The sequence below is a fragment of the Haliscomenobacter sp. genome, from assembly GCF_040403615.1.
GTDB lineage: Bacteria > Bacteroidota > Bacteroidia > Chitinophagales > Saprospiraceae > Haliscomenobacter.
In genome coordinates this window covers 22827-49067 of sequence record NZ_JBBAKG010000006.1, presented here as the reverse complement: position 1 = coordinate 49067, position 26241 = coordinate 22827, and the positions used below count along the sequence as shown (strand labels likewise).

General features: G+C 46.4%; 19 protein-coding genes. 10 read left to right on the top strand and 9 right to left on the bottom strand.

Annotated features, from left to right (window positions below; all coding sequences use genetic code 11):
• Positions 1 to 52 precede the first annotated feature (52 nt).
• The 4 genes from ABW391_RS03445 to ABW391_RS03430 all read left to right on the top strand — a co-directional run bounded on the left by ABW391_RS03445 (position 53) and on the right by ABW391_RS03430 (position 3906).
• A complete protein-coding gene (locus ABW391_RS03445) occupies positions 53 to 895 on the top strand; it encodes a prephenate dehydrogenase (RefSeq protein ID WP_353480428.1) in 843 nt (280 codons plus the stop codon).
• 20 nt (positions 896 to 915) lie between these two features.
• On the top strand, positions 916 to 2001 hold the full coding sequence (locus tag ABW391_RS03440) for a chorismate mutase (protein ID WP_353480478.1): 1086 nt from the start codon (positions 916 to 918) through the stop codon (positions 1999 to 2001).
• A 116-nt stretch (positions 2002 to 2117) separates the two neighbouring features.
• Entirely contained in the window at positions 2118 to 3161 is a 1044-nt protein-coding gene (locus ABW391_RS03435; protein ID WP_353480427.1) for a type IV toxin-antitoxin system AbiEi family antitoxin, read from the top strand.
• Positions 3133 to 3906 (top strand): hypothetical protein, encoded by a 774-nt coding sequence (locus ABW391_RS03430; RefSeq protein WP_353480426.1) that lies wholly within the window; start codon positions 3133 to 3135, stop codon positions 3904 to 3906. Before ABW391_RS03435 ends, ABW391_RS03430 begins: the two co-directional genes overlap by 29 nt.
• Before the next feature lie 123 nt (positions 3907 to 4029).
• Here ABW391_RS03430 and ABW391_RS03425 read toward each other — a convergent pair whose 3' ends face one another.
• Both ABW391_RS03425 and ABW391_RS03420 read right to left on the bottom strand, forming a co-directional pair.
• Complete coding sequence (locus tag ABW391_RS03425; RefSeq protein WP_353480425.1) at positions 4030 to 6417, bottom strand: TonB-dependent receptor domain-containing protein; 2388 nt, start codon at positions 6415 to 6417, stop codon at positions 4030 to 4032.
• A 219-nt stretch (positions 6418 to 6636) separates the two neighbouring features.
• Positions 6637 to 9417 (bottom strand): formylglycine-generating enzyme family protein, encoded by a 2781-nt coding sequence (locus ABW391_RS03420; RefSeq protein ID WP_353480424.1) that lies wholly within the window; start codon positions 9415 to 9417, stop codon positions 6637 to 6639.
• A 41-nt stretch (positions 9418 to 9458) separates the two neighbouring features.
• On the opposite strand from ABW391_RS03420, the gene ABW391_RS03415 reads away from it, so the two are divergent.
• The 4 genes from ABW391_RS03415 (at position 9459) to ABW391_RS03400 (ending at position 15185) form a co-directional block, all read left to right on the top strand.
• On the top strand, positions 9459 to 10481 hold the full coding sequence (locus ABW391_RS03415) for a hypothetical protein (protein ID WP_353480423.1): 1023 nt from the start codon (positions 9459 to 9461) through the stop codon (positions 10479 to 10481).
• 31 nt (positions 10482 to 10512) lie between these two features.
• Positions 10513 to 12264, top strand: a complete 1752-nt coding sequence (locus ABW391_RS03410; RefSeq protein WP_353480422.1) for a DUF885 family protein — start codon at positions 10513 to 10515, stop codon at positions 12262 to 12264.
• 57 nt (positions 12265 to 12321) lie between these two features.
• On the top strand, positions 12322 to 12606 hold the full coding sequence (locus ABW391_RS03405) for an osmoprotectant transporter permease (RefSeq protein ID WP_353480421.1): 285 nt from the start codon (positions 12322 to 12324) through the stop codon (positions 12604 to 12606).
• A gap of 170 nt (positions 12607 to 12776) precedes the next feature.
• Positions 12777 to 15185: an ABC transporter permease gene (locus ABW391_RS03400; protein WP_353480420.1), complete on the top strand. Its 2409-nt coding sequence runs from the start codon at positions 12777 to 12779 to the stop codon at positions 15183 to 15185.
• A gap of 140 nt (positions 15186 to 15325) precedes the next feature.
• Here the strand turns inward: ABW391_RS03400 and ABW391_RS03395 are convergent, their stop codons facing one another.
• From ABW391_RS03395 to ABW391_RS03380, 4 genes are all read right to left on the bottom strand, one after another.
• Complete coding sequence (locus tag ABW391_RS03395) at positions 15326 to 16321, bottom strand: Rpn family recombination-promoting nuclease/putative transposase (protein ID WP_353480419.1); 996 nt, start codon at positions 16319 to 16321, stop codon at positions 15326 to 15328.
• Between the two features lie 180 nt (positions 16322 to 16501).
• Positions 16502 to 17275, bottom strand: a complete 774-nt coding sequence (locus ABW391_RS03390; RefSeq protein ID WP_353480418.1) for a tetratricopeptide repeat protein — start codon at positions 17273 to 17275, stop codon at positions 16502 to 16504.
• A complete protein-coding gene (locus ABW391_RS03385) occupies positions 17268 to 19139 on the bottom strand; it encodes an OstA-like protein (protein WP_353480417.1) in 1872 nt (623 codons plus the stop codon). Before ABW391_RS03385 ends, ABW391_RS03390 begins: the two co-directional genes overlap by 8 nt.
• 15 nt (positions 19140 to 19154) lie before the next feature.
• The gene (locus tag ABW391_RS03380) at positions 19155 to 20309 is read right to left on the bottom strand and encodes an NAD(P)/FAD-dependent oxidoreductase (RefSeq protein ID WP_353480416.1); all 1155 of its coding nucleotides are present in this window, start codon (positions 20307 to 20309) and stop codon (positions 19155 to 19157) included.
• Between the two features lie 61 nt (positions 20310 to 20370).
• Between ABW391_RS03380 and ABW391_RS03375 the strand changes: the two genes are divergently transcribed.
• Positions 20371 to 20811: a DUF4293 domain-containing protein gene (locus ABW391_RS03375; RefSeq protein WP_353480415.1), complete on the top strand. Its 441-nt coding sequence runs from the start codon at positions 20371 to 20373 to the stop codon at positions 20809 to 20811.
• Positions 20812 to 20878: 67 nt separating this feature from the next.
• Here ABW391_RS03375 and eutC read toward each other — a convergent pair whose 3' ends face one another.
• From eutC to ABW391_RS03360, 3 genes are read right to left on the bottom strand one after another with little or no spacing between them, the layout of a single operon-like run.
• The gene (gene eutC / locus ABW391_RS03370) at positions 20879 to 21658 is read right to left on the bottom strand and encodes an ethanolamine ammonia-lyase subunit EutC (RefSeq protein ID WP_353480414.1); all 780 of its coding nucleotides are present in this window, start codon (positions 21656 to 21658) and stop codon (positions 20879 to 20881) included.
• Positions 21659 to 21678: 20 nt separating this feature from the next.
• Entirely contained in the window at positions 21679 to 23043 is a 1365-nt protein-coding gene (locus tag ABW391_RS03365) for an ethanolamine ammonia-lyase subunit EutB (protein WP_353480413.1), read from the bottom strand.
• Positions 23044 to 23074: 31 nt separating this feature from the next.
• On the bottom strand, positions 23075 to 23590 hold the full coding sequence (locus ABW391_RS03360) for a DUF6702 family protein (protein WP_353480412.1): 516 nt from the start codon (positions 23588 to 23590) through the stop codon (positions 23075 to 23077).
• Positions 23591 to 23807: 217 nt separating this feature from the next.
• Between ABW391_RS03360 and ABW391_RS03355 the strand changes: the two genes are divergently transcribed.
• Positions 23808 to 26174 (top strand): M1 family metallopeptidase, encoded by a 2367-nt coding sequence (locus tag ABW391_RS03355; protein ID WP_353480411.1) that lies wholly within the window; start codon positions 23808 to 23810, stop codon positions 26172 to 26174.
• Positions 26175 to 26241 lie beyond the last annotated feature (67 nt).

Genomic DNA, 26241 nt, shown 5'->3' with positions numbered 1-26241 from the left:
CCATACAAAACCCAACCCACGAATTCATTCGTGGGCGAAAAGCGAAAAGCAAATGACCATCTCTATAATCGGCATCGGACTCATCGGCGGATCACTGGCCATCTCCCTCAAAGAGAACGGTTTTGCGCAGCGCGTCATCGGGGTAGATGTCAATCCAGACAACATCGACAAAGCCATCCGCCGCAGATTGATTGACGAGGGCAAAACCCTGGACGAAGCCATTGCCGAATCAGACCTGATCATCGTTGCTACCCCAGTAGATTCCATGACCAAGGTTATCCCCATGGTTTTGGACAAAATCAGCGACAAGCAGGTGGTAATTGATGTGGGGTCCACCAAAACCACCATTTTGGAGGCGGTGCAATATCACCCCATGCGCAAGCGCTTTGTAGCCACGCACCCCATGGCCGGAACGGAGTATTCTGGGCCAGAAGCGGCGATCCCCAACCTTTTTGAAAACAAATACACCGTTCTTTGCGACATCGAACACAGCGACGCCGATGCCGTACAACTCGTGGAAAGTATGTACCAGTCCATCCCGATGAAAATCATCCATTTTGATGGTTTGTCTCACGACATCCACACTGCTTATGTGTCGCACATTTCGCACATCAGTTCTTTTGCTCTGGCCCTAACTGTTTTGGCCAAAGAAAAGGACGAAGAACGGATTTTTGAATTGGCCAGCACCGGATTTAGTTCCACGGTGCGTTTGGCCAAGAGTTCGCCAGATACCTGGATCCCGATTTTTCGCCAAAATCGCGACAATCTCCTGGATGTACTGGACGAACACATCAACCAACTTTCGCAGTTTCGCACCCTTTTGATCAAAAAGGATTTCGATACTTTTCATCAATTGATTTCTGAAGCAAATCAAATTCGCAAAATCATCTCTTAAGTTCTTGTACCATGGCTACTATGACATTTCGACCTGTATTGGAGCGCGCTGATAAAAGACCCATCCTGATTGCTGGGCCTTGTAGTGCGGAAACCGAAGAGCAAGTATTACAAACTGCTCGTGAATTGGCCAGCGACGGCATGATTGATTTATACCGCGCCGGAATCTGGAAACCCCGTACCCGCCCAGGAGAATTCGAAGGCGTTGGCGCACCAGGCTTGGCTTGGTTGAAAAAAGTAAAAGAAGAAACCGGCCTTAAAGTGACCACCGAAGTGGGCAACCGCGAGCACGTGTTTGAAGCACTGAAAGCTGGTGTAGACGTACTCTGGATTGGTGCACGCACCACCGTGAATCCATTTTCTATCCAGGAGGTAGCGGATGCACTGCGTGGCGTAGACATTCCGGTTATCGTAAAGAACCCAGTCAACCCGGATCTTAAATTGTGGATGGGCGGTATTGAGCGCATCTACAAGGCTGGTATCACCCGTTTGGCGGCGATTCACCGTGGATTTTCTTTCCATGGCGAAACTTCATACCGCAACGTACCCCACTGGCAAATCCCCATTGATTTGCGCCGAAATTTCCCTGATATCCAAATTTTTTGCGACAACAGCCACATCTGTGGTCGCCGCGATACCCTGCAAGAAGTAGCTCAAAAGGCCATGGACCTGAACTTTGATGGTTTGATGACCGAAGTACACCCAACGCCAGATGAGGCCTGGAGCGATGCAGCACAGCAAATTACCCCTGCACAGTACAAGTTGATGATTGAGTCCATGGTTTTTCCACAAGCCAATTCAGCCGACCCGATCTTCGTACAGCACATGAATGACTTGCGCCATGAAATCGACGAGATCGACGAAGACTTGTTGAATCTCTTGGGTCGCCGCATGAAAATCGCTGAGAAAATTGGCGAATACAAGAAGGAAAACAACATCGCCGTATTGCAAACCAGCCGCTGGAATGAAATCCTGAGCAAAGCAGTAAAGCACGGTGCGAAAAAAGGCCTGAGCGAAGATTTCGTAACGGTGGTGCTAAAAGCCATCCACGACGAATCCATCAACCACCAAATCCGCATCATGCACGGTGAAGAAGCCGTGAAGTAAGCAACATTGTTTCAGGAAAATAAAGAGGGAGCTTCGAGTAGAGGCTCCCTTTTGTTTTTAGCAAAAGGGGATTTTAATGTTGCAGGGCTTGACTAATTGAATTTTGTTCGGTATTTTTGAATGTTCGATTTTTAAATACAAAGAATATGACCTCAATTCAAATTGCTCAAGAACGGCGGATCATTGATCCTATTTTGGATAAGTTGCAGGAGTTGAAATTAATAAATCTACAGTTTGCTTACCAACAAGCCCCAGTTGGGGCAGATTTTGATGGGCTGATCACCGTCGGCAATGTTGAATATCCGCTTGAAATAAAAGGGCAAGTGCAAATGTCCATGTTGCCCAAACTTTTGGAACAAAAAAAAGCTTACCCTAAGCTTATACTGGCTGCACAAGAAATCCCGGAGAAGGTAAAAATCGCGCTCAAGGAACAGCAATTTAATTATGTAGATGCTACTGGCAACCTGTTTTTGAATGATTTACCTCATCTTTATCTCTTCAATGAAAACAAAAACAAAAAAACAGCTCCGCTGAAAAACAAAGACTTGGCCTTTACTAAAAAAGGGCTGATCGTTGTATTTCATCTTTTGAGCACACCTGAATTGGTAAATGAACCTCAACGTACCATTTCAGAAGTGAGTGCGACTAGCCTTGATACCGTAAATAAAGTTTTGGTCAGCTTAAAAGCCCAAGGGTTCACCCGAAAAAGAAACGAAAAAGACATCCGTTTGGATCAAAAACGCAATTTATTCCTTAAATGGATCGATGCCTATGAGCAACGTTTAAAACCCTCTCTTTTTGTAGGTAGGTATCGTTTTCAAAATATCGAAAAAGAACGCGCCTGGGATAAAATTGAATTGAACGAAGCTTCTTTTTGGGGAGGAGAACCAGGTGCAGATTTGCTCACCAACTACCTACAACCCGCTGTTTTTCAACTATATTCGACTGAAACGAAGATGGATTTGATGAAAAATTATCGTTTTATACCTGATCCCGAAGGGAATATTTATGTACATGTACCTTTTGGGGGAAATCTGGTGACTGTGAAGCGGACTAATCCTTTGTTGGTTTATGCGGATATGATTAGTAGTGGCGATTCAAGAAATTTAGAAGTAGCAGAAAGAATAAACGATGCCTATCTCAAGACAATTCTCGACTGAAGAAATTGCGGCCATCTGTGCCGCAGTAAAAGAAGCCTGCGACCTCGCTGGCACTGAAGCATTTCTAATCGGAGCTCAGGCTAGAGACTTATGGATGTTTCCTAAAAAGTCATTCCGATTAACCAAAGATATAGATTGGGTAGTTGGAACCAATAGTCAGAATGTATACCAGCAAGTTCGGAGTATTTTGATTCAAAAATTTGCTTTTACAGAAACTATTGCCAATCATTTTAAACTAATCAGCCCTACCGGATACGAGCTTGATTTACTTCCAATGGTAAGCGACGAATTGTCTCATTTTTTAGCATTACAAGAAATTTTTGAACATGGCTCCGACGAGCTAAGTATTGATGGTCAATCCTATCGAGCAGCAACGCTAACTTCTATAGTATTGTTAAAGCTCATTGCTTGGAACAATAGGCCTGAAAACAGGAGTAAAGATTTAAAGGATATTGTATTCATCCTCAAGCACTTCTTCGAGCATTATGATGATGAAATATTTGAACATCACAATGATTTATTCGGTGATCTGAATAACAATCAAATCGGTGCTCGTGTCATTGGTCGAGAAATCAAAAAAACACTTCGGACAAATCCTAAAATCATTGACAGGGTAATTAGAATTTTAGGTAAAAAAGACAAATTGGTAAAAGTGATGCTGGAAAGTAGAGATATTGAAGAGGACATTTCTGAAGAAAAAATTATTCAATTGCTACAAGAGATCGAAATAGGTTTGAAGGAATAAAATGGGCTACTACAATAGTAAGGACTAATTTTATATAAATCCTAATCGCCAGTACTACAATTTGCATTAGACATAAGGCGGGTTGATTATCAATTACCTGATAATCAACCCGCCTCAAGTCCCTCACAACTTCACGATCAAAGTCATCATAAACGACCGACCATCAGAAGGCCAAACTCCTGGCCCGGGGTGAATGGTTGGACGTTTGGTGAAATATTGCGTATCCGTAAAATTGCTAGCACTTGCTTTCAAGGATAAGTGTTTGTTGAAGCGATAGGTCGCATTAAAGTCGAACAAACCATATGCAGGCACGATGCCTTTGGCTCCATTGGCAGTAGGTGTTACGGTATTTTCTGGATCTGCATAGCTGAAGTCTACCCAGCTGTATTGCAACGACGCGCTAAAGCCTCGGTAACGACCTTGCAAACCATTGCGGGTCATCCATTTGGGCGTAGATTCTACCTGGTTGCCCGCGATCTCGGTATTTTTACCCGCGACAACCACGGTTCCCTGTACATAACGAGAATCAAAATAAGAGGTAGAAGTGAAGACACTAATGCGGGCGTTTTTGGTTTCCAACAGATTCACTTCCGTATAAAACTCAACGCCGCGAGTAAGGACATTCCCTACATTGGTTTTGAACACGATGGATTGGCCATTTTCCTGAATGACCGTATTGCTCATGCGATTGTTGTAGCGGAGTTCAAACAAGGATACGTCGAAGTGAACCCGATTGCGCCATTTGCCACGAATACCCAATTCAGCATTGTACCCTTTGTTGTCCAATAGATTGGTGTCAACTTTTTCCAGGGCATTGGCAGGGATGACGTCGGCAAAAATAATTGGACGATAAGCTTGTGAAATACCCCCGTATAAAGTGGCGAAGTTGGTCAATTTATACTGCGCACTTGCCCCAAACAAAGGGAAATGGTGTTCAATTTTATTGGGCACTTTCAGCGGATTAAGGTAGGAGATGTACCCTGTCATATCCGTTTTGCCACTTTCCACACGCATTCCACCCGAAGCCGACAAGCGCGGCGTCAGTTGAAGCAAATGCTCGGCGAATACTGCGATATTGTTGGTGCGGTACCACAGATCCCGGCCAAAAGGGCCAACTAAAGAAAGATCATAATCTGATCCAGTGGTACCTTTGCCCAGTTGCTGGCGGTTCAAATCATTGTTGATGTACCGTACACCTGCAACGAGGGTATGTTCAACATCGCCGGTTGAAAACTGGTGTTTCAAGCGCGCCTCAGTGGTAAAGCTGTTGAAATGGTCATCATCCACGTTACGGTTGGCGTATTGGCCTGTTTGTGGATTGATTACGTCGGGTTTATCCGCAAAACCGACAAAAGTCAAAACAGTGCGTCCGCCCCAGATGCCGCTGGAAACGATATTGAGGTGGGTTCTTTTGCCCAATTGCCAATCAAGTTGGATAGAAGGCACCCAAATATCGGGGCTATAATAGTTGCGCGACCGCGTAGATTGACGTGGATTGTCATAAAACATCGCATCAGAAAGTGGTCCAGGAAGCTGAAAGCGGTAATAAGAATGAGCCAATTCTGCTCGTACATTGAGGTTACGGGAAAAATCATACCTCAGCGACATATACTGCGCACTGGAATGAATATTTGCATTGTCGCGGTAACCGTCTGATCTGCGATCGAATGCATAGGTGTAATACGATAGTTTTCCCAATTTTCCGCCCAATGCATGATACATGCCGCGGGTGTTGAACGAACCGTAATTGAACTGACCTTCGTAAGAAATTTTACGCGTAGTATCTGCGGTTTTGGTGACATAGTTGATCATGCCTCCAAACATGGCACCGTATTGCAAGGCAGCCGTACCACGAATCAATTCTACTTTCTCAATGCTTTCCATCGGTGCACTGTAGTGGCTGGCCGGATAACCATACATATCACTGTTGGTCACTACCCCATTAAGACGCACATTGTATTCCCAGGAGCGGTGAGGATCCAGTCCACGGGTTGCAATGTTGATCTGGTTGCCAGAGCCGTCCATGTCGTATACAAATACTCCAGGCAATTTGGCAAAAAGCTGCCGCCCGGTTTTGTCAGCCAGGTTGGCATCCATATCGGCAATTTGGATCACTTCATTCTTTTTGCCGGAGGCGATGTAAGTGCCGACTACTTCGGGCAAGCGCTCGATTACAGTAGTCTGTTGGCTCAATTCACGTACCGTAAAGGTGTTGAGGTTGACACTGCTCGGGGTGAGTTGTACTTCAAGAAATCGATCGTCATTAACCGTTATTTCCTGAGGAGCGTGTCCCATTAAAGTAAAAACCAAAGTCTTTTGTTGCAATTCGGGAAGGATTGCGATTTCGAATCGACCTTCGCCATTGCTTTCTGCGCCCAATGTACCACCCTTCCATTGGATGGCTACTCCTTTCAGTGGCTGATTTTGAGGGTCAGCAATGCGACCTTTGATCATTTGGGCATGTACCAATAGCGGAAACAGGAATAACATTCCGAGTAAATACCTGGTCATGGGATTTCATTTAAGAGTTAGAGTAACAAATGTTCAGGAAAAATATTTAGAGTACCGTAAAGAGTTAATCGATTGATTGTGTGACGGTATGTAGATAGGAATGTCTTAGCATTTGTGCAAAGTTAATTCAAGAATTTTAAATATGCAAGATCAGACAAAAAAAAGTAGGGGCAACCCTGCGTGGTTGCCTGTCATAGGGACGCCCGCTAGGGAGCGTCCCTACCGGGCGCATCGAAATCCCGTGGTACCGTTGCGTTCAAATCCCGGCGATATCCGCATCATTTTTTGGGTGTAACTCAATTCCCTTGGTCCTCCTTCCACGTACCACCAACTGCTAGCGGGCAAGTAATAACTCCCCCCTTTGAGGATCAAAAATTGGTTGGTTCCATTGCGGTACAAGTCGTTGGTGATTTGCCACACGCAGCCTACCAGGTCTTCCAGGCCAAATGGATTCGCGCCTTTGGGGTACGCGCCAACTGGATACAATCTACCATTGCCTGTATTGCAAAGCGTAGAATCAACCTGCAACTTGGAAACCGTTAAGGTCTCAGTGATCACCTGTTGCTCGCGTTTCACTTCTGCGTCTTTGCTCCATGGCCATTCGCGTTGATCAGATGTTTGAGCAGCGTATTGCCATTCGATTTCGGTGGGCAAGCGTTTATTGGCCCAAAGTGCGTAAGCCTGTGCATCTTCGTAGCAGACGTAGGTTACAGGAAACTGTTCTTGTCCAGCGGGGATATTGCCTTTATGCCAATGGTGCAGAAAATTGGTGGTGTCTTTGGGGCGGTATTTCGACTGCTGGATGAATTGTGCAAATTGCGCATTGGTCACCGGGTGCTTGTCCATGAAAAAGGAGGGAATTTGGAGTTCTTCTTGCGGGTATTCCCTGGGATTGGGGATGAAATCATCGCCATAAGTTACCTTCATGCGAAAGTTTCCGGCAGGAATCCGCACCATCCCTACGGGAATGGTATTCGAGGAAAAAAAAGTCGCTTTTTGGCTGACCAGGCGTGCCAGCCCGGTTTCTACCCAAATCACGCGTTCATCCAGCAATTCGCCGTCTTCAAACAACTGTAGGACAAATTTACCTTCCGGGTGCTCAAAAACCTTGTGCAAAGCGATCTGCTGTGCTCCGGTTTTGTATTCTTTTGGCTTTTGATCGTAAGCTGGGTGACCAGACCAGATGAGAATACGTTGTCCTTTGCTGGCCGAAAAACTCAGCACGTCACCTTTGCGCTCCACTTGCAATAGCTCTGGGAAAATGGCGATTGCCCCCACTGCACCTTCATTGTTGGTAGTCAACCACTTTTGGGAAAAAGCTTCCAGATCAACCGGAATTTGCCATTGGCCGTTGTTGATTTCGGGCTTCAGTTCTGCATGATTCCAGATGTCTACAGCGTGATGGCCAGATTGAATGGGTGCAGAGAAAAGCACGCCCTTATAGCCCGCAGGCTGCAAACTAAAAATGGTATATAGCGTCTTTTCCACTCCCGGCCATTGATTGATGTAGATGCTGTCGCGCAAAGCAGGCCACAGTGGCACGAATTTTTGTTGGGTAAAAACCGCTGCATTTTCCCGCAATACCCGCAAGGTTTTGCCCCAATACCGGTAATCGTCATCGACCCAATTGGGACGCCCAGGGCGAAACTGGTTTACTTCGGTGCCATAGCCATTGAACATCGAAAGGGAGTATTCCCTACGAATGGGTTCGAGGTACAATTCTGCTACCCGGAAAATGGCAAAATCGGGTCGAATGAACTTGTTCAAATTGAGCAAAGGCGGATAATACAAGGCGTTGTGCACCCGACCAGATACAATCCCCGGCATATCGCGGGGTACAGCCATTCCTTCGCTGTACATGATCACGCCAGGGCGCACCCGATCGGCAGCCGCCTGGCGTTCTGGGCTGGATTTGCCTTCGGTATCCAACACAACCCCGTCGGCGGAAATGGCTTCAATCATTTCCGACATCCCGGAGTGGTGATCTACCCAGCGGGTACTTTCATCCCAGGGATTGTAGCTGATGAAGAATTTGGTATTGAATTTCTTGCGGCCCGATTCTGCCAATTTGCGCAGTTGGGGTAGCCCCCCTGGCAATGCCCGGTACATGTCCCATTGGTTGCGTTGATCCAGCCCGAGCATGGGCCAGTTTGGCCAAATCCCCACTACATCATCGCCGCCATAAAGGGTTTGGGCTTTTTTCAAAAAATCCTCGTAAGTGTATTTCTGAGTGTTGGGATCAAAAAAATCGCGATCCCAGGCCATGATCAAGTGCATGGCGTAAGTATGACGAATCCATTTCAGGTCTGGGCGTTGGTACAAGCTTTCGTCAAAGGTTTTTCCCTCTAAATCAAAAAGATATTGTTCTTGAAACACCCGTCGTAACCCTTCCTGCCAATCTCCCTGAAATGGCAGCATCCAGAAATGGTAAGTGGTGCTGCCTCCTGCAAAAAGGATCGTCTCAAAGCGGCGGCGTTGTACCCGTTGTACATCCCAACTGATGCGGCGGGCCATTGCGCAGTATTGTTTTCCATCGCTCGTTTGGGCATCGGCATAGCCCAAGTGCCAGGCATTATCAGGAACGATGACATTGACCGGTTTCAGCCCCGGTCGAAACAAATGCGCCCGCGATAAGAGGTGTTTGCCTAGTCCGGTGATGTAAACCCGATCCGCTGAAGCGCCAAAAGGGACGACATTTTCCATCGTCAGGGTATCGCCAATGCTGGTGTTTCGGAAGCGCAGGGCGTACTTTTGGTAATCTCCGGCTCCTTTTTCCGGCCAAAATGCCAGTTCCAGTTTGCCTTGCTGGTAATAGGTAGTATCCTGTTCTTTGCGCAAAAACGACAGCTCCCTGCTGCTGTGGGTCTGACCATTCAGAACGTAAGTACAAAGGTCAAAATTTGCAGTAGCATGGCGGATTCGAGGGCCATTTTGGGCAAGTAAACTTACTTGCATTGCAAATACACAAAACAAAAAGAGCAGGCGCTGAATTGGCATCATCAGAGATTAAAAATTTGATAGACTTGAAAAATCATTTACTTTTGAAAAGTATAGAAATTCCAGAAAATTTCATCGCTTTGAAACATTTTATTCCAATTATCATGTCGCTACTCTCTTTGCTTTTTGGATGCGGAAAACGCACCGATAAGCCTCAACAAAATTTACCCTGGTTTCCTGAAATAGACAACCTTGCCCTAAAAGTCCAGGAAATGCCTTTGGATAATGACTATGTGGTAGAGACTTTTCTGGTTTCCAGAGAGCGGAAGGAAATTTTTGTGCTGACTTATAAATTGGTAGAAGAAAGATCCCCGGAACACCTAACAGGATTGGTGAATTACCAATTGCTTTGCTTTAACGCCGATGGCACCTTACGCATTCGCAAAGAATTGCCCCGCATTGAAATGAGTGTCCCTGCTCACCTCTGGATTGAGCATTACAATCTGGTGTTGTTTCTCAACGATAAAGTGCGACTGTATAATGTAGAAAGCCTGGAGCTGACTGAAGAGATTCCTTATTACTCAGAAAACGCCTTTCCTACCTCCGCCAACCTGGAAGAGTTGGTGCCAGAAGAGCAAATGGAACTGTACCCGCCTGCCCGAGCCGAACACCTGAAGAATTGCAGTTCCATCCGGGTATTGAATTTGCCCAAAGCTGGGGGCTGCGTATTGCTGGTAAAAGACAACCATCAGCAACGGAGCATTTGGCCACTGATTGACTCCGCCGATGTCGACCAATTTTCTCGGCAATACGGCATGATCGAACCTCCCTTAAATCCAGGTTGGAGCTACCATGAAGAAACCGGCCTTTACCAGATGAAAGACCAAGAGGTGTATCTGGAAACAACTGCCATGGTTTCAATGGGCACTCAATTGGTTTACCCCAACTACAAGGAGCGTTCGGCCATAAAATACCGCTTGCTGGTGAACGAAAAAACAGCGCGTTTTGCTACAACCAATCGTTCGCGAAAACCGCTGTACGTGCAAACTTCTGAAAACGAGTACCTTAGTGCTGCCGGAAAAGAAGCCTGGATTGCCTATCGCGGCATCTTGTACCGCTTGGAATAACACCTATCTATTTCAACCAAATAAACAGCCAATGAAGAAAAGTTTATCCTTGTTTTTCTGCGGGCTTTTGAGCCTGACGTTTTTGCTGGCACAAAGCAGCTCAATGTACCTGCAAACCAGTGAAATGAACCATCAAATGGTGCAATACACCGCCGACAAAGGCAGCATCATGCGTTTTTATGCTACCTCTAATCCAATGGAGTTCAGAGGGTCCGTTTCTGGCTACAATTCTCCAGAGCGCCGCCAGCGCCTCCTGCAACTCATTGCCGATAACCTGAAACAACTGGAGCAAGTCGATTTCGACAAATGGAACATCAATGGCAAGGTGGATTACATCCTGTTCAAGCGCAATCTTGAAGACGAGCAGTACAAGCTGCAGCAAGAGCAAAAAGATTACGCGCAAATCACGCGCTTTTTGCCTTTCTCCGAGCGCATTTATACCCTGGTGAAACCCCGCAGTCGGGGCATCAGTGTCGTTGGTCAGGATGTAGCCAAGGAATTGAACAGCATCCTCAAGGAGGTCACGCAGGCCAATGAAAAGCTCAAAAAGGAAGAAGGTTTTGAGCAAAACCTGGCCAATCTCGCTGCTGAATCGGTCAAAGCCTTGCAAGGGGTACTCAAAAGCTACTACAATTTTTACAACGGGTATGATCCAATGTTTACCTGGTGGGTATCCAAGACCTACACGAGCCTGGATACAGACCTCGAAACCTACGCCAAAAGCCTGGCGGGCAAAGGCAAACCCAATCCTACCCAAAAGGACGACGGCAGTGGCATCATCGGCAACCCGATTGGGCGTACCGAACTGATTCGGCAGCTCAAGCTGGAATTCATCCCTTACACTCCCGAGGAACTGACCGAAATTGCCAACAAGGAATTTGCCTGGTGCGATGCAGAGTTGCTGAAAGCCAGCCGCGAAATGGGTTTTGGCGACACCTGGAAAGCTGCCCAGGAAAAGGTAAAAAACAGTTTTGTGGCTCCTGGTCAGCAGCCCCAGGCCATGCTGGATTTGTACAACCAATCGGTTGATTTTTTGAAAAAAAATGACCTGGTGACCATTTCTCCCATTGCCGAAGAAACCTGGCGGGTCAACATGATGTCGCCTGAGCGGCAGTTGGTTAGCCCTTTCTTTTTGGGCGGAGAAACCCTGATCATCTCCTACCCTACCAACACCATGACTTACGATGAAAAAATGATGAGCATGCGCGGCAACAACCCTCATTTTTCAAGGGCTACCGTGCACCATGAGCTCATTGCTGGTCACCATTTACAGGGTTTCATGAACAACCGCTATAAAACCTACCGCAATTTTGAAACCCCGTTTTGGCACGAAGGCAATGCCTTGTATTGGGAGTTCATTCTGTGGGACATGAAGTTTCCACGCTCGCCCGAAGACCGCATCGGGATGCTGTTTTGGCGCATGCACCGTTGTGCCCGCATCATTTTCTCGCTGAACTACCATACCGGGCAGTGGACACCCCAACAGTGTATCGACTTTTTGGTAGACCGGGTTGGGCACGAGCGCGCCAACGCAGAGGGGGAAGTGCGCCGTTCGTTTACAGGCAGTTACGGGCCGCTGTACCAGTTGGCGTACATGGTCGGTGGGTTGCAATTTTATGCCCTGAAAAAAGAATTGGTTGAGACCAAAAAAATGAGCTACAAGCAATACCACGACGCCATTTTGCAAGAAAATGCGATGCCCATTGAGTTGCTGCGCGCCATTTTGACGAATCAGAATTTGAAACGGGATTTTAAAACACAGTGGCGGTTTTACGACAAATAAGCGGCAAGAGACACATTAATTAGAATCCAACACTTATAACGCTTAAAACCAATTGCTATGACCTTTTTTTGGATTTTATGGGGTTTTGACTGCCTGATTTCGCTGGTGGTCTTGTATTTCTTTTTTATAGGCTTACTTGATGGCAGCGTATCTTCCTACAACATGTTAAGCTGGACATGGGTGCTGTTGGGGCTGGCGGCGATTATGTTTGGCAGTTTATGGCTCAAATCAATTAAGTGGTTGACCTTGGCTAAGGTTTTGCTAGGCATTTTGGCCATTCCTGGCATCTTGTACATTTTGTATGCCTTGATGTTCATCATTTCTAAGCCAAGGTTTAATTGATTTCCTGTTCATCAAGTCTATTGCTGAAAATGCCCGAATTCGTACGACTCCTGTACGAATTCGGACAATTTTTCTTTCCGACCGTTTTACAAGCCCTTTAAAATCAGCCTTTCGTGCAACTGGCATCTTTTTAGAGTGTCTATTCCAAAAAGAACATTCAATTTGGTCGTATGCTTCAAAATTATCTAAAAATCACCTGGCGCAACTTACGGCGCAACCGCGTTTACGCCTTCCTCAATATTGTAGGCCTCAGCATGGGCATCGCTTGTGGATTGTTGGTTTTTTGGTTTATCCGCTTCCACACCACCCACGATGCTTTTCACTCCAATATTGACCGCATCTACGAAGTGACAACAGAATTCCATTTTGACGGAACCAGCTATTCCCGCGGAGTACCCCCGCCAGCCCCGAAGGCGGTGCGCGACGAAACTTCGGCACTTGCTGTTTCGATCTGCATTGAGAAATACAACAGTTTAATGGCACTGATCGACGAAAATGGGCGGCCAGCAAAGAAATTCAAGGAAGGGCCCGGGCCAAAACTTGCTTATGTAGATCCAGAATATTTCAAGATTTTTGATTATCAGTGGCAGACTGGCAAGCCCCAATCCCTCAAAAGGCCCAATACTGCCGTGATCAGCAAGGCCATTGCCGAGAAGTATTTTGGGGACAAAGACCCAATTGGGCGCATCATTAAGTTAGAAAACACCCTTTCACTTGAAGTGACGGGTATTGTCAACAATCCTCTCGACAATACGGATCTCCCCTACGAATTCTTTGTATCCTTTGCTACGCTGGAAAACAATAAGGATTTCCCTTATGGAGGACCACAACTGGATCAATGGAATGGCATCAATTCCAATACCTATTGTTTTGCACTGCTGCCCAAAGATTTCAAAGTAGAACTGTTTCAAAAGCAACTGGATGCCATCAGCAAGAAATACCACGGCAAGGATGCCAAGTCTTATGCGCATCCGGTTGTCAAGTACAGTGAGATGCACCATTCGGAACGTTACAATGGCCCCGTACCCTACAAATGGATTTACATCATGGCTACGGTGGGAATTTTCCTGATTGCTACGGCTTGCTTCAATTTCATCAACATGGCCACGGCACAAGCCATGCGCCGTTCCAAAGAAGTGGGCATTCGCAAGGCGGTAGGTGGCAAGAGGGTTCAGGTCTTTTTTCAATTCATTTCCGAAACAGGCACCATCACCCTGGTTGCCTTGATCATTGGTTTTGGTTTGGCTGCACTTTCCTTACCCTATCTAAATGAATACATGAATTTGGGCGGAGGCTGGCCCAGCAAGGTTTCCTGGAATGACAGCGTACTTTGGCTGTTTATCCTTGGGCTGTTTGTTACAGTAGTGTTTTTGGCCGGCTCTTATCCTGGGGTGATTTTGGCCGGATTTCAACCAGTAGCGGCGCTTAAGGGAGGAATCAGTCAAAAACAAGCCGGTGGTTTGAACATTCGCCGCAGCTTGATCGTGGTACAGTTTGTATTGATTCAATTGCTGATCATCTGTACTTTGATCATCAATGGGCAGGTGGATTTCATGATGTCCAAGTCTGTGGGCTACGAAACCAAGGGCATTGTGGAAATCAATATTCCAACACCAGAAAAAATCAATCAAACAACGTTTCGAGATCGTTTATTGAAAATTCCGGGAGTCAAAGAAGCCTCATTCTGCTTGTTTTCCCCTACCACCAGTTCCAACAACACCATCAATATACGTTTTGATACCCGTCAGAAGGATGAGGTATGGCAAATGAACTCCAAGAATGCCGACAGCCACTACATCGACGCCTACGGCTTGACGCTGGTAGCAGGCAGAAACATTCCTCAGAGTGATACGGTCACGGGGGTTTTGATCAATGAAAAAGTGATAGAACGTTTGGGCTTGAAAAGACCTGAGGACGCCGTAGGAAAAAATATGCGGGTTTGGGGTAAAGCTGTTCCCATCTACGGTGTACTCAAAAACTGGAACAACGCATCTTTTCAAAGCGCGATCGATCCGGTTGCCATTTTTTCCTTCAAAGACATTCATTACAGTTGTGGCATTAAACTGTCTAGCACGAACGTGCACCAAACCATGAAAGCGGTGGAGCAGGTTTGGAACAGTTATTTTCCCGACTTCCTTTATGAACAAACCTTCCTGGATGAAAGCATCGCGCAAAATTACGAATTCGTAAGCACCATGTTAAAGTTGGTGCAGGTGTTTTCTTTCATTGCCATATTTATTGGTTGCCTTGGCTTGTACGGTTTGGTACGTTTCATGGCCATGCAAAAGACCAAAGAAATTGGAGTCCGCAAGGTATTGGGGGCTACGCTGGCGCAAATTCTCGGCTTGTTTGGCAAAGAAATCGTCATCCTCGTAGTCGTTGCTTTCCTAGTTGCCGCGCCATTGGGTTGGTACCTAATGGATGCCTGGCTGAAAGATTACACTTACCGCATTCCGATTGGGTTTGGTACGATGCTTATTGCAGTACTGCTTACCTTGAGCGTCGCTATTTTGACCTCCAGTTATGAGTCGATCAAAGCTGCGTTGGTGAATCCTGCGAAGTCGTTGAAATCGGAGTAGAGAGGCAAGATAATGCTTCCCGAATTTGCTGCACTTTGAGCTTGTTCGGGAAGCAATAGTTGGGAGTATTCATTTAATTGGATTAGGCAATTTCATACCCAACAATAATCCAAATCAGTTCTAGTACTGCTATCTGAAGATTAATCATTGCTGGTGTCCTCAGGCAAAAGCCCCTCTTGTTCTAACAGTAATGTCTCTCTAACGCCATCAATAAATTCGGATTCTACATGCAGAATACCAATGATAACGTTATAATCAAAGCCCTTGAGGAGCATTTCACGCGTGGCTTGTATAAGGATTTCTTCGCGGCCTTCTTCTCTACCCTCTTCACGTCCTTGTACAATCCCTTTTGCAACCCCTTTTGCAACCCCTTTTGCAACAATCATATCGTAAGTACTCATGGCATTTTTGTTTATGGCGATTGGCAAAGCTTTGATAAATGTTTGCACTTTTTCTTCTGCAATATCGGCATTTTTGAAAAAATATGCAAGGATGGAAATTTGAAAATCGGAATACTGCTCATCTTCTAAATGAATGAAGATCAAATCAGGATTCTTGAGTACAAATTCCGGTTCCCAAATATGCTTCATCATAAGTAGTGTATTGATCAACAGCCCTTTGTTCAATTCCAAGATCTGTTCATCACTTAGGGTTTGTATGTCAGTCAAAAAGAAATCAAAATTGGGGCAGAAGGGGCGAAAACTGACTGGCAGCTTTTTATCAAAGTAAGCATACAAATCGCGTTTTATCCATTTTTTCTTTCCCTGGTACAACACAATGGGGATAATGGGAGTCAGGGCTTTTTTGTTTTTAAGTTGATCCTCCCAAGTATCCAACATGTAACGAAGTAGTTGAAAGTGAGGATGCGTTACAACATCGCTTTTGTGCTCAAGGATAAAAGCTAAAAAAGACTGCTTTTTTAGCCCAACAATTGGGCATTGATACACCACATCTGAAAAATACTCCTTTAACTGCGGAGAAACGAATGAACCATTGATTCGTTCCAAAGCACTCAAATTCAGATGATCTTGAATATCCTTCGGCAACATTTGCTGTAGATATTCCAGGGCAATATCCAGTCGCCCGAAAGTGGCTTTAAAAAATTCGTCGTGTGGCTTTGAGGGTTTTTTAGGCATAGTGGAATAGAGTTTCCACGAAAATAAATAATAGTTTTAAATTTTAATAATAAAAACAAAAAATTATTCTCCCTTCCTTTCTCATACTTTTGAAGTAAAATTTAATTGTTTCTTCTTCTTTGGTGATCTTACTAACCCAAGGTGCTTTCTCAGAACCTACGTTCAAAGCCCCCCCTTGGGTTAGTTGATGTGGCGGGTGCTTTTCTGTTCTAGCCAGCCTTCTTGTCCGTTGGATAGCCGAACTTTGTCCCAGGTCCCGATTTTGTCCAAATACGCTACTTTGGTACCTTCGTGCAAGGTTCGGATGGCAGGGCTGGCCTGCTCGGGGCCGATGCGCAAGGTGGTTTCTTTGTTGAGGATAATTCCAGTTGGATTGTGGTAGGTATTCCAAAAACTGAGCGCAGCTCCGAAGAGTACAACGATCGCGGCGGTCAAAGTTCCTCGGATTACCCAGGGAAACCAGGCGATTTGGGGATTTCTTCGCCAGGCCAGCAAAAAACCCATTTCCAACCAAACCAGCAGGGCAAAGAGAATCGCCCAGGTATTGGGACGAAGGAGCCATTGTGGTTGTAGGAGCCAATCCCACCAATCGGGGGCCATGCTTTGATCAATTTGGTCGCTTAGGCCACTGCGTACTTGTTCGAGGTTCTCCAGCACGGCCTCATCGTTTGGCGTTAGCGCCAGGGCTTTTTCATAATAAAGCACTGCCTTCCCAGATTGACCTGCCTGAAAACATGCATTACCCAGGTTGAAGTACAACCCTGGGTCGTTGTACCCCTTGGCCATGAGTTGTTCATAGGTTTTTACTGCACCATTGAAATCTCCTTTTTGGTAGGCCTGTTGGGCTTTTCGAGCAATTATGGTAGCATTTTGCGCCTCAAGAATTGTGGAAAAAGCGCATCCCATGGCAACTATTAATGCAATCAATCGAAAGTACGGGTACGGGCTATTCATTTTCAATGGTATTGATCTTGATTCGGTTTCCAGGGTTATTGCGGCTTTGGGGTACAAGAACCACAAAGATGTCTTCCCGTTTGCGCGGACGTATATCGGTCTCCCAACGGAAACCTTTCAGGCGCAGCGTGCGGTGATTGGTTGTCCCCATAGGACTTAGCACCGATTTGGGATCGGTGATGAAGGTGATTTTATCCACGGAGTTTTTGTCGCCAAAGCGGATGACCATTTCACTGCATTCGGTTTTATTGACGCCTACATAGGCCCCGCCGTCATCTTTGGCATAATAGATGACTTCGGCATTGCCAAAAGCATCCATGCGCCTCAGGTTGCTCTCTATAAAATGGCAGACCACGTTCCTGGCTTTAATCTGATTGAAATAGGCTTCATCCGATATGACCACGATAAAAGAATTGCTGCGCATCAGGATTTTATCAATCTTCTTGTTTTTCAGTGTAATAAACATGGTGTCCGCAGTAAACTGACTGGTATCCGACCAAATGATGGGTTCTCCATACAAAGAAAACAAGGAATCTCGGGTAGTGTAAATCAGCGAATCGCAAATCGCTTGAAAATCTTTTTTGTAAATGCGTACATGGCCATAAGCGCGAAGAATGCGATTGCTATCGGCTTTGGACGTATCCGCTTTTATAGCCATTAACGTATCCGCCGCAATGAACAAGGAGTCACCTTCCGCGATGGTGATCAGTTCAGGTCGCCCCTTGGGGCCACCACTGGCTTTCAGGTAATCGGATTTTTTTCCATAATCTGCGCGGGCGCAATTGATGGAAAGATCGGCAGAGGTATCTCGCCACATCACATTCCCGGTGGCCAACCCCAATCCTGTGGCATCATCAAAGTCCATTTGATCGGCTTCCATTAAATTGGGAGGATTGCTGACAAAAGTTCGGCCCAGGGTTTTGAATGTCCCTTTTTTGCGGTTGTAACTGATGATTTCGGAGTTGATGTCCTGGTCTTTTTCGCGATAGCGGGCGCTGCCTTGCAAAAATGTCGTGTCCTGAGATTCATCGTAGCGGATCAGGTTGCCAATGGCCAGGCGGGTGGAGTCTTCGACCCGCGCGTTTCCCCGCAGGGAATAAATCTTGAGGTTGTCGTCGTAGGTAATCGTGTCCGCTTCGGCCTGTTGGTCTTTTTTGACGTATTGGGCATTGCCCGAAAATTCGGCTTTGTTGTTGAAAGTGTCGTAAAACCCATCTTCACAATAGACCTTGCTGCTGTCGTTGGTGATCACGGTAGGCCCAAGAAAATCTACCACTCGGGATTCCGTATTGTAATTGAGGGAATCGGCTTTGAGCCGGAATCGCGGCCCAACCGCGGTAACTTTCTCTCTGAAATGCGCTTCTTTGTTGGCTACAAAATAGTACCCTACTTTACTGGTTAAGGTCAGGGAGTCGCTGACCATGGTAGCGTTGTTGGTGTAATAGGCTACTCGAGTATCGGTGCGGTAGTCCAGGCGGCGGGTGTAGAGTTTTTTATCGCCATTGACCAAAATTACCCGACCCAATAAATTGGCAATTTTGGTTTCGCCATCGTACTGTACCTCATCGGCAAAGATTTTCAGAGAGTCGCCTTGCTGGATCACCACGTTGCCGTAGGCGTAAACTTGAGTTTCGTTTTCGATAATTGCGGAATCACAATACATGTAAACGCTGTCTTGCTTCAGTTCCACTTTTCCTTTCAAGCGTTGGATGGAGGTTTCTCCTTTTTGATTTTGAACAAGGTTGTCAGAATAAAGTACTTTTACCCTATTGCCTTCACTGGATGGAGAAGTCGTTTGTGCCTGCATTTGCAGGTTTCCTAAAATCGTGAACACTATAATAATAAGCCAAAGCTGCCTGTGCATTTTTTTCCTTTAAGATTAATCAATCAGCAATTCCGCTGCCTCTTCACCTACCAATGTCCCAATCGCTACACCCATACCGCCCATTCTGACCGCTACGACCAGGTTGGGGCTTATTTTCTGCAAAATGGGCACTTTCCGTTCGCCCAAGCCCATAATTCCACTCCACCAGGATTCGGCAGGAATGTTTTGTCCGGGCAAGATCACTTCATTCAGCAATTGGAGTAACGCCTTTTGGATCAATTCAGTATGGCCAAAGGCATCGGTTTGCTCTTCAAGCAGGGCCAAATTGCGCCCTCCGCCCAAAAGCAATCGTCCATCGATGTTGCGAAAATAATAATATCCCCGGTCATAATGAAAACTACCTACAATCGGAAGATTGCGAATCGGAGGGGTAATCAGTACCTGGTTGCGCGCAGGAGATACATCCAAATCAGGCAACAATTGTTTCGCAAAGCCATTGGTGGCTACAATGCATTGCTCAAAATGGAGGCTCCAATCGTCTTGCGTATGCAGGGTAATGCCGCCCTGGTCTGGTGCAATTTTTTTGATTTCCAAGCCATTGATGATCTGGACTCCAGCTTCATTTGCCAGTTGGAGCAATCGCTGCATCATGTAGCCCGTGTTGATTTGTCCTTCGCCCGCGTTGAGGATGAGGTGTTCGACTCCTTTGAAGCCAAAATCAGTTATCCGATTATCCGTGATGCGATAGGTCTCGGACAATCCAGTGATGGAACGCGCCATTCTATTGAAAGCCGGAATATACTCCTGACATTCCTGAAAAATATCGGATTCATCGGCACGAAACAACTCATAGCCGCCCAGTCCCTCGTAACGCAGGTAGGCATCACCAATTTTTTGCCGTAGGCGTTGTAACCCCAAAAAGCGCCGTTCCACCAGATTCCAAACGGTTGATTCGTCGATTTTTTTGAGGTCATCCAGCAACTCGGTCATGCTGCCGTAGCAAGCAAAACCTGCGTTTTTGGTGCTGGCCCCACTAGGTATAGCGCCGCGCTCGATGACCAATACTTTGCGGGAGGGATCGAGCTTGCGCAGGTGTAGTGCTGCATTGAGCCCTACAATGCCACTACCCAAAACCACAGTTTGAAAGTCATCAAAAAAAACCGAGCGTTCCCAGTAACTCAGTCGATTGATGTTTTGTTGTAAAATCATAAGCGCTTATCTTCCGCCGCAAATATCATTATTAAACTACAATATACTTCAATCTACTGCTATGATTCAGCGAATTCAGAGTGTTTTCTTTCTGCTTGCCGGGGGGCTTTACCTCGGATTGTTTGGGGTACCTTTTGCCAATACCCTCAAGCCAGTGCCTCAATCTGCTTTTTTGAGTGATGGCGCTTACGGCATAAACGACCATGTGGCCATGATGGCTGCTTTTGCAGTAGCAGGTGCTTTGCCCATTGCGGCGATATTTTTGTTCAAAGACCGATCTGTACAAATGCGTTTGGCCATTTTCTCCATCATTGCCGCCCTGGTTGGCAGTATTCTAACAGTGATGTTTTATTTGCAAGCAGGCTTGAACACCAGCAAAGAAGCCATCCACCCTGGATTGGGCATTAGCTTACCCGTTGCAGCACTAGTGTTCACTTTTTTGGCATACCGCTATGTGAACAAGGATGAGAAGCTGGTGCGGTCGGCGGATCGCTTGAGGTAAGTACCTTGGTCTTAGGATTTGGCACCTCAACTTCGGTTTGCTGCCAAATCCTGAAACTATTTACAACCTAAATTTCTATTCTAGCGCTTCCATTGGCCGCATTGTCCTTCAGCTCCACACCCGTCAACTGCAATCGCAAGGCCTCCTGGATCAGGTACGTGATTTTAATGGCCGCCATTTCATAGGGCAAGCCTTCCGGGCGGATATTGGAAATACAATTGCGGCGTTCATCCGTCAATCCGGGGCGGGGAGTGAAGGTTAGGTAAGCACCCATGCTGTAAGGTGAAGTCAGACCGGGCCGCTCTCCGATCAAGACGACCGTTATTTTTGCGCCCAGCAGGTGGCCAATTTCATCGCCAATCGCCACGCGGGCTTGCTCGACAATGCTAACGGGCGATAGGCGATAGTTGGCTTTTTGCAGGGCTGAAATCAAGCTTTTCAAAACCGGGATGGCATGCAGATTTATGGCAGTAGCAGACAATCCATCGGCCAAAATGATGGCTACCTCCGGTTCAGTTGGTTCAAATTTTTGAAGTTCCAGAACAGATTCCAGGTTCAATTGACGCCCTTTATCCGGGCGCTGTAAATATTCCGCCCGGCTTTGAGCCTGGCTTTGCAACAAGCAATGAGCTAACCCTATTTCTGAAAGTTCATTTTGCAATTTATTGATTTCTAGATGAGAATACACGGCATCTTTGGCATGTGCAAAGGCCAATTTGAACTGTAAGACTTCCTGCAAAGGAATTGCAGTGCCGGTATAACCCAAAGCAATCCGGGCATCGGTGTAGGCTTTGAGTGAATGCCAGGGATCGGGTTCAGTAGATTTTGAGTAGTCGTTTTCTTTCAACTATGCGCTTTTACAGGCTTTTAATGCAAGAGTAAATGATTCGATTGCAGGGGTAATTTGCGGCCTTTTTCATCCAAAATTCCTTGCCTCAAGAGCCACTGTTCAAACTCAGGAGCTGGCCTTTTGTTTAGCACTTTGCGCAAATATAAGGCATCGTGAAAGGAAGTAGATTGATAATTGAGCATAATATCATCTGCGCCCGGAATACCCATGATGAAGTTACAACCCGCCACGCCCAACAAAGTCATCAGATTATCCATATCGTCCTGGTCGGATTCAGCGTGATTGGTGTAACAAACATCTACTCCCATCGGCAAACCGAGTAGTTTTCCACAAAAATGATCTTCCAAACCGGCCCGGATGATTTGCTTGCCATCGTAGAGGTATTCGGGGCCGATAAACCCAACCACTGAATTGACCAGGAATGGATTGAATTTTCGCGCTACCCCATAAGCCCTCGCTTCGAGGGTTTGTTGGTCTACGCCATGGTGGGCATTGGCGGAGAGTGCTGAACCTTGCCCGGTTTCAAAGTACATGACCTGATTGCCCACGGTACCGCGTTGCAATGCCGCGGCAGCTTCGTGCGCTTCTTGCAACATGGCCAAGTTCACCCCAAAACTTTGGTTGGTCTTTTCAGTGCCGCCAATGGATTGAAACACCAGATCTATAGGTGCATCTTGGATGATTTGCAACGTTGTACTCAGGTGGCACAACACACAACTCTGGGTCGGAATTTGGTATTTCAGCCTCAAATCGTCGATCATCCACAACAGTTTGGAGACTGCGGCGGGGCTATCCGTAGCAGGATTAATACCAATCACGGCATCTCCACTGCCGTAAAATAATCCATCAATGATGCTGGCCGCTACGCCTTTGGGATCATCGGTGGGGTGATTGGGCTGCAAACGGGTAGACAAATGGCCTTGTAAGCCAATCGTAGTGCGAAATCGAGTGACGACTTCACATTTCTGAGCCACCGCAATCAAATCTTGGTTGCGCATCAACTTAGATACCGCCGCCACCATTTCAGGCGTCAATCCGGGAGCAAGTGATTGCAAAGTTGTCGTATCCACCTGATCACTTAGCAACCAATCGCGCAATTGCCCAACGGTAAAATAGCTGATGGGGGAAAAAGCATCGGCCTGATGTTCATCAATGATTAAGCGGGTAATGTCGTCGCTTTCATAAGGAATCAGGGCTTCCTGCAAAAAAGTTTTCAGCGGCAAATCTGCCAGTGCGAGTTGTGCTGCAACTCGTTCTTCTTCGCCACCTGCCGCCAATCCAGCCAGTACATCGCCACTGCGCAAGGGAGTTGCTTTCGCCAATAAGGTTTTCAAGTCCTCAAAAACATAAACACGGTGGGCAACGGTGTAGCGGTAAGACATTGGAAATTAGAAATTGAGTGTTGGATATGGATCATTGAATCGTAAACCGGTCTCGCATCTTCCCGTGTGTAAACCTCAAACTGCCTTTTTTCTGCGGAAAATTAAAATTGACGAGGTTGTTTTCGTCATCGTACAAATCCATCAAGAACGTGTCGGTCAGGTCAATGACTTTGGGTTTGGGTACTTTGGGAATTTCCACATACAGCCAGGTTGCCACATCTTCGTATTCTTTGCCCAGAAAATTGGCTTTGTAGGCCTTGCCATTGATCAGCAATTTGAAGTGGGCATTGAGATAATCGGCCAGAAATTGATTCGTTTGTGGGTGCTCTTGTGGGGTTCCAAGGCTTAGGTTCACCTCTTTGCCTTCTGCTTTGAGCGATTCTTCAACGTGGCGCTCCAGATCATCCATAAAGATTTTATGGGTGATTTGGATGGTCTTGGTTTTCTCTTCGTAAACCACTTCTGATAAGGTGAGGTGAATAGGGTGAGGAGAACTCACACTTGAAACCCAAACAGTCAATATCAATCCAATCAATACACGTTTCATCCTCTATTTCGTTTTTGTTCAACAAAGATACAAACGCCGATCATCTCCGCTAAGTGTTCTATCGTCGATTATCACTTGTCTCTAAAAGATTATTGCTAACTTTGACTACTTTTCGAAACCTTCTACCACATTATCCCGCTTTTTGGGGGAGAAAGATGTGCAACCATAGAAGTAGTTTCGGTTTTTTAAATTTTTCATTTACCACCCTCAACTACGAATGAGACGGATCAACCAAATTACCACCTTGGTGTTGCTGCTGATAGCGACTGTTACTTTTGCCCAGCAAAACACCGATCAAAGCAAATTCCGGCAGATGGGCACGGAATTCCCAACTGCAAATACTTACCGCACCGCTTCAGGCGCGCCTGGAGAGTCGTATTGGCAGCAGAAAGTAGACTATGACATCAAAGTGGAGCTCGACGACGAGAAGCAACGCATCATAGGCAAAGAAGTCATTACCTACAACAACAATTCACCACACCCGTTGACCTATTTGTGGTTGCAATTGGATCAAAACATTGTTGCACCTGAATCAGATACCTACAAAACTTCGACCAACAAATTGGGCGAACGCGTCAGTTCAGGGCAATTGAACAGCATGCTGGACAATTCTTTTGATGGAGGCCACAAAATTGAGTATGTCAAGGACAATACTGGTAAGCCACTCAAATTCACCATCGTCAAAACCATGATGCGGGTAGATTTGCCTACCACTTTGGCCGCTAAAACTGGAAAAATCCAGTTGCAGATTGGCTGGAGTTACAACATCAACGACCGTCAGAATCCTGCCTTGGGTGCCGACTCTCGCGGTGGCTATGAATTGTTTCCAGAAGATGGCAACTACCTTTATACCATTACTCAGTGGTTTCCACGTCTGGCGGTATACGATGATTACAATGGCTGGCAGCACAAGCAGTTCCTGGGTCAGGGCGAATTCACCCTTCCTTTTGGAAACTATACCGTAGCCATCACCGTTCCTTCCGACCACATCATTGGGGCTACGGGCCAACTCCAAAACGCAAACGAGGTGCTTTCTGAAGTACAACGCAAACGTTTTGAAGAAGCCAAAACTGCCACCAAACCTGTGGTAATCGTAACCCAGGAAGAAGCAACTGAAAAAGAAAAGACCAAGGCAAAAGACAAAAAGACCTGGATTTACAAAGCAGAGAATGTACGTGATTTTGCTTTTGGCAGCTCCCGCAAATTCATCTGGGATGCCATGGGTGTAAAAATTGAAGGCAGCCCGGTTCCTACGGTTATGGCCATGTCTTATTACCCCAAAGAAGCCAATCCACTGTACGGACACCTGTCCACAGAAGCGGTGGCGCACACTTTGCGCGTTTATTCCAAGCACACCATCCCTTACCCCTACCCTGTTGCGATCTCCGTTGAGGCCTCCAATGGCATGGAATACCCGATGATTTGCTTCAACTATGGCCGCCCCGAAAAAGATGGCACTTACTCCGAACGCGTTAAGTACGGCATGTTGGGTGTGATCATTCACGAAGTTGGGCACAACTTCTTCCCAATGATCGTCAACTCCGACGAACGCCAGTGGAGCTGGATGGACGAAGGCTTGAACTCTTTCTGCCAATTCCTGGCAGAGCAGGAGTGGCAGCGTGATTTCCCTTCCAATGGTGGCCAGGCGCGCAACATCGTGGGCTATATGAAAGCCGACAAGGAAGTGCAAAACCCCATCATGACCAACTCTGAATCCATCATTCGTTTTGGACCAAACGCTTACACCAAACCAGCTACTGCCCTCAATATCTTGCGCGAGACGGTGATGGGACGTGAGTTATTCGACTTCTCTTTCCGGGAATATGCGCGTCGTTGGGCATTCAAACACCCAACGCCATACGACTTGTTCCGTACCATGGAGGATGCCTCGGGCATCGATTTGGATTGGTACTGGAGAGGTTGGTTTTTCACTACCGACAATGTAGACATTTCCTTGGATGCGGTTACGGAATTTCGGATGGACACCAAAAATCCAGAGATCGAAAAACCCTTGGCTTCCAAAAAGTCCAAAGACCAATTGGATCGCGATGTGACCTACCAAAACAACAAGCGCGACCTGGCCCAAACAGCAGTAGAGCGCAATGAAGCCTTGAAAGACTTCTACAACAGCTATGATCCTAACGCTCCAGCTTCAACTGATAAAGAGCGTTACGAGAAGTACCTGGCCAGCTTGAGCCCAAAAGAAAAGGCCATCATCGATGCCAAGAAAAACTACTATCAGCTTGACTTGTCAAACCTTGGCGGTCTGGTAATGCCGATAATCCTCAAGTTTGAGTTTGAAGATGGAACCAGCGAAGTACAGCGCATTCCTGTCGAAATCTGGCGCATGAACGATAAAAAATTCAGCAAGGTTTTTGCGTTCGGCAAGCCAGTTAAGCAGGTCATCCTCGATCCATTGGAAGAAACCGCCGACATCAACGTAGAAAACAACTACTACCCACGGCGTCCAATTCCTTCTCGTTTTGAAGTATTCAAGCAAGAAGGCTTTACCCGTGGTGCCAGCATGGGTTCAAACCCTATGCAACAGGCTCAACAGCAGAAAAAACCTAACGGTAGCAACTAATATTTGGGAACAATAGACCAAGGAGTCTGGCAGGTGAGTGATCATTTGCCAGGCTTTTTTTTTCGTT

Bases quoted from the DNA above. Each gene is read 5' to 3' on its own strand.
- ABW391_RS03445 (WP_353480428.1), top strand. From the start codon at position 53: ATGACCATCTCTATAATCGGCATCGGACTCATCGGCGGATCACTGGCC.
- ABW391_RS03440 (WP_353480478.1), top strand. From the start codon at position 916: ATGACATTTCGACCTGTATTGGAGCGCGCTGATAAAAGACCCATCCTG.
- ABW391_RS03430 (WP_353480426.1), top strand. From the start codon at position 3,133: ATGCCTATCTCAAGACAATTCTCGACTGAAGAAATTGCGGCCATCTGT.
- ABW391_RS03425 (WP_353480425.1), bottom strand. From the start codon at position 6,417: ATGACCAGGTATTTACTCGGAATGTTATTCCTGTTTCCGCTATTGGTA.
- ABW391_RS03420 (WP_353480424.1), bottom strand. From the start codon at position 9,417: ATGATGCCAATTCAGCGCCTGCTCTTTTTGTTTTGTGTATTTGCAATG.
- ABW391_RS03410 (WP_353480422.1), top strand. From the start codon at position 10,513: ATGAAGAAAAGTTTATCCTTGTTTTTCTGCGGGCTTTTGAGCCTGACG.
- ABW391_RS03405 (WP_353480421.1), top strand. From the start codon at position 12,322: ATGACCTTTTTTTGGATTTTATGGGGTTTTGACTGCCTGATTTCGCTG.
- ABW391_RS03400 (WP_353480420.1), top strand. From the start codon at position 12,777: ATGCTTCAAAATTATCTAAAAATCACCTGGCGCAACTTACGGCGCAAC.
- ABW391_RS03395 (WP_353480419.1), bottom strand. From the start codon at position 16,321: ATGCCTAAAAAACCCTCAAAGCCACACGACGAATTTTTTAAAGCCACT.
- ABW391_RS03390 (WP_353480418.1), bottom strand. From the start codon at position 17,275: ATGAATAGCCCGTACCCGTACTTTCGATTGATTGCATTAATAGTTGCC.
- ABW391_RS03385 (WP_353480417.1), bottom strand. From the start codon at position 19,139: ATGCACAGGCAGCTTTGGCTTATTATTATAGTGTTCACGATTTTAGGA.
- ABW391_RS03380 (WP_353480416.1), bottom strand. From the start codon at position 20,309: ATGATTTTACAACAAAACATCAATCGACTGAGTTACTGGGAACGCTCG.
- ABW391_RS03375 (WP_353480415.1), top strand. From the start codon at position 20,371: ATGATTCAGCGAATTCAGAGTGTTTTCTTTCTGCTTGCCGGGGGGCTT.
- ABW391_RS03365 (WP_353480413.1), bottom strand. From the start codon at position 23,043: ATGTCTTACCGCTACACCGTTGCCCACCGTGTTTATGTTTTTGAGGAC.
- ABW391_RS03360 (WP_353480412.1), bottom strand. From the start codon at position 23,590: ATGAAACGTGTATTGATTGGATTGATATTGACTGTTTGGGTTTCAAGT.
- ABW391_RS03355 (WP_353480411.1), top strand. From the start codon at position 23,808: ATGAGACGGATCAACCAAATTACCACCTTGGTGTTGCTGCTGATAGCG.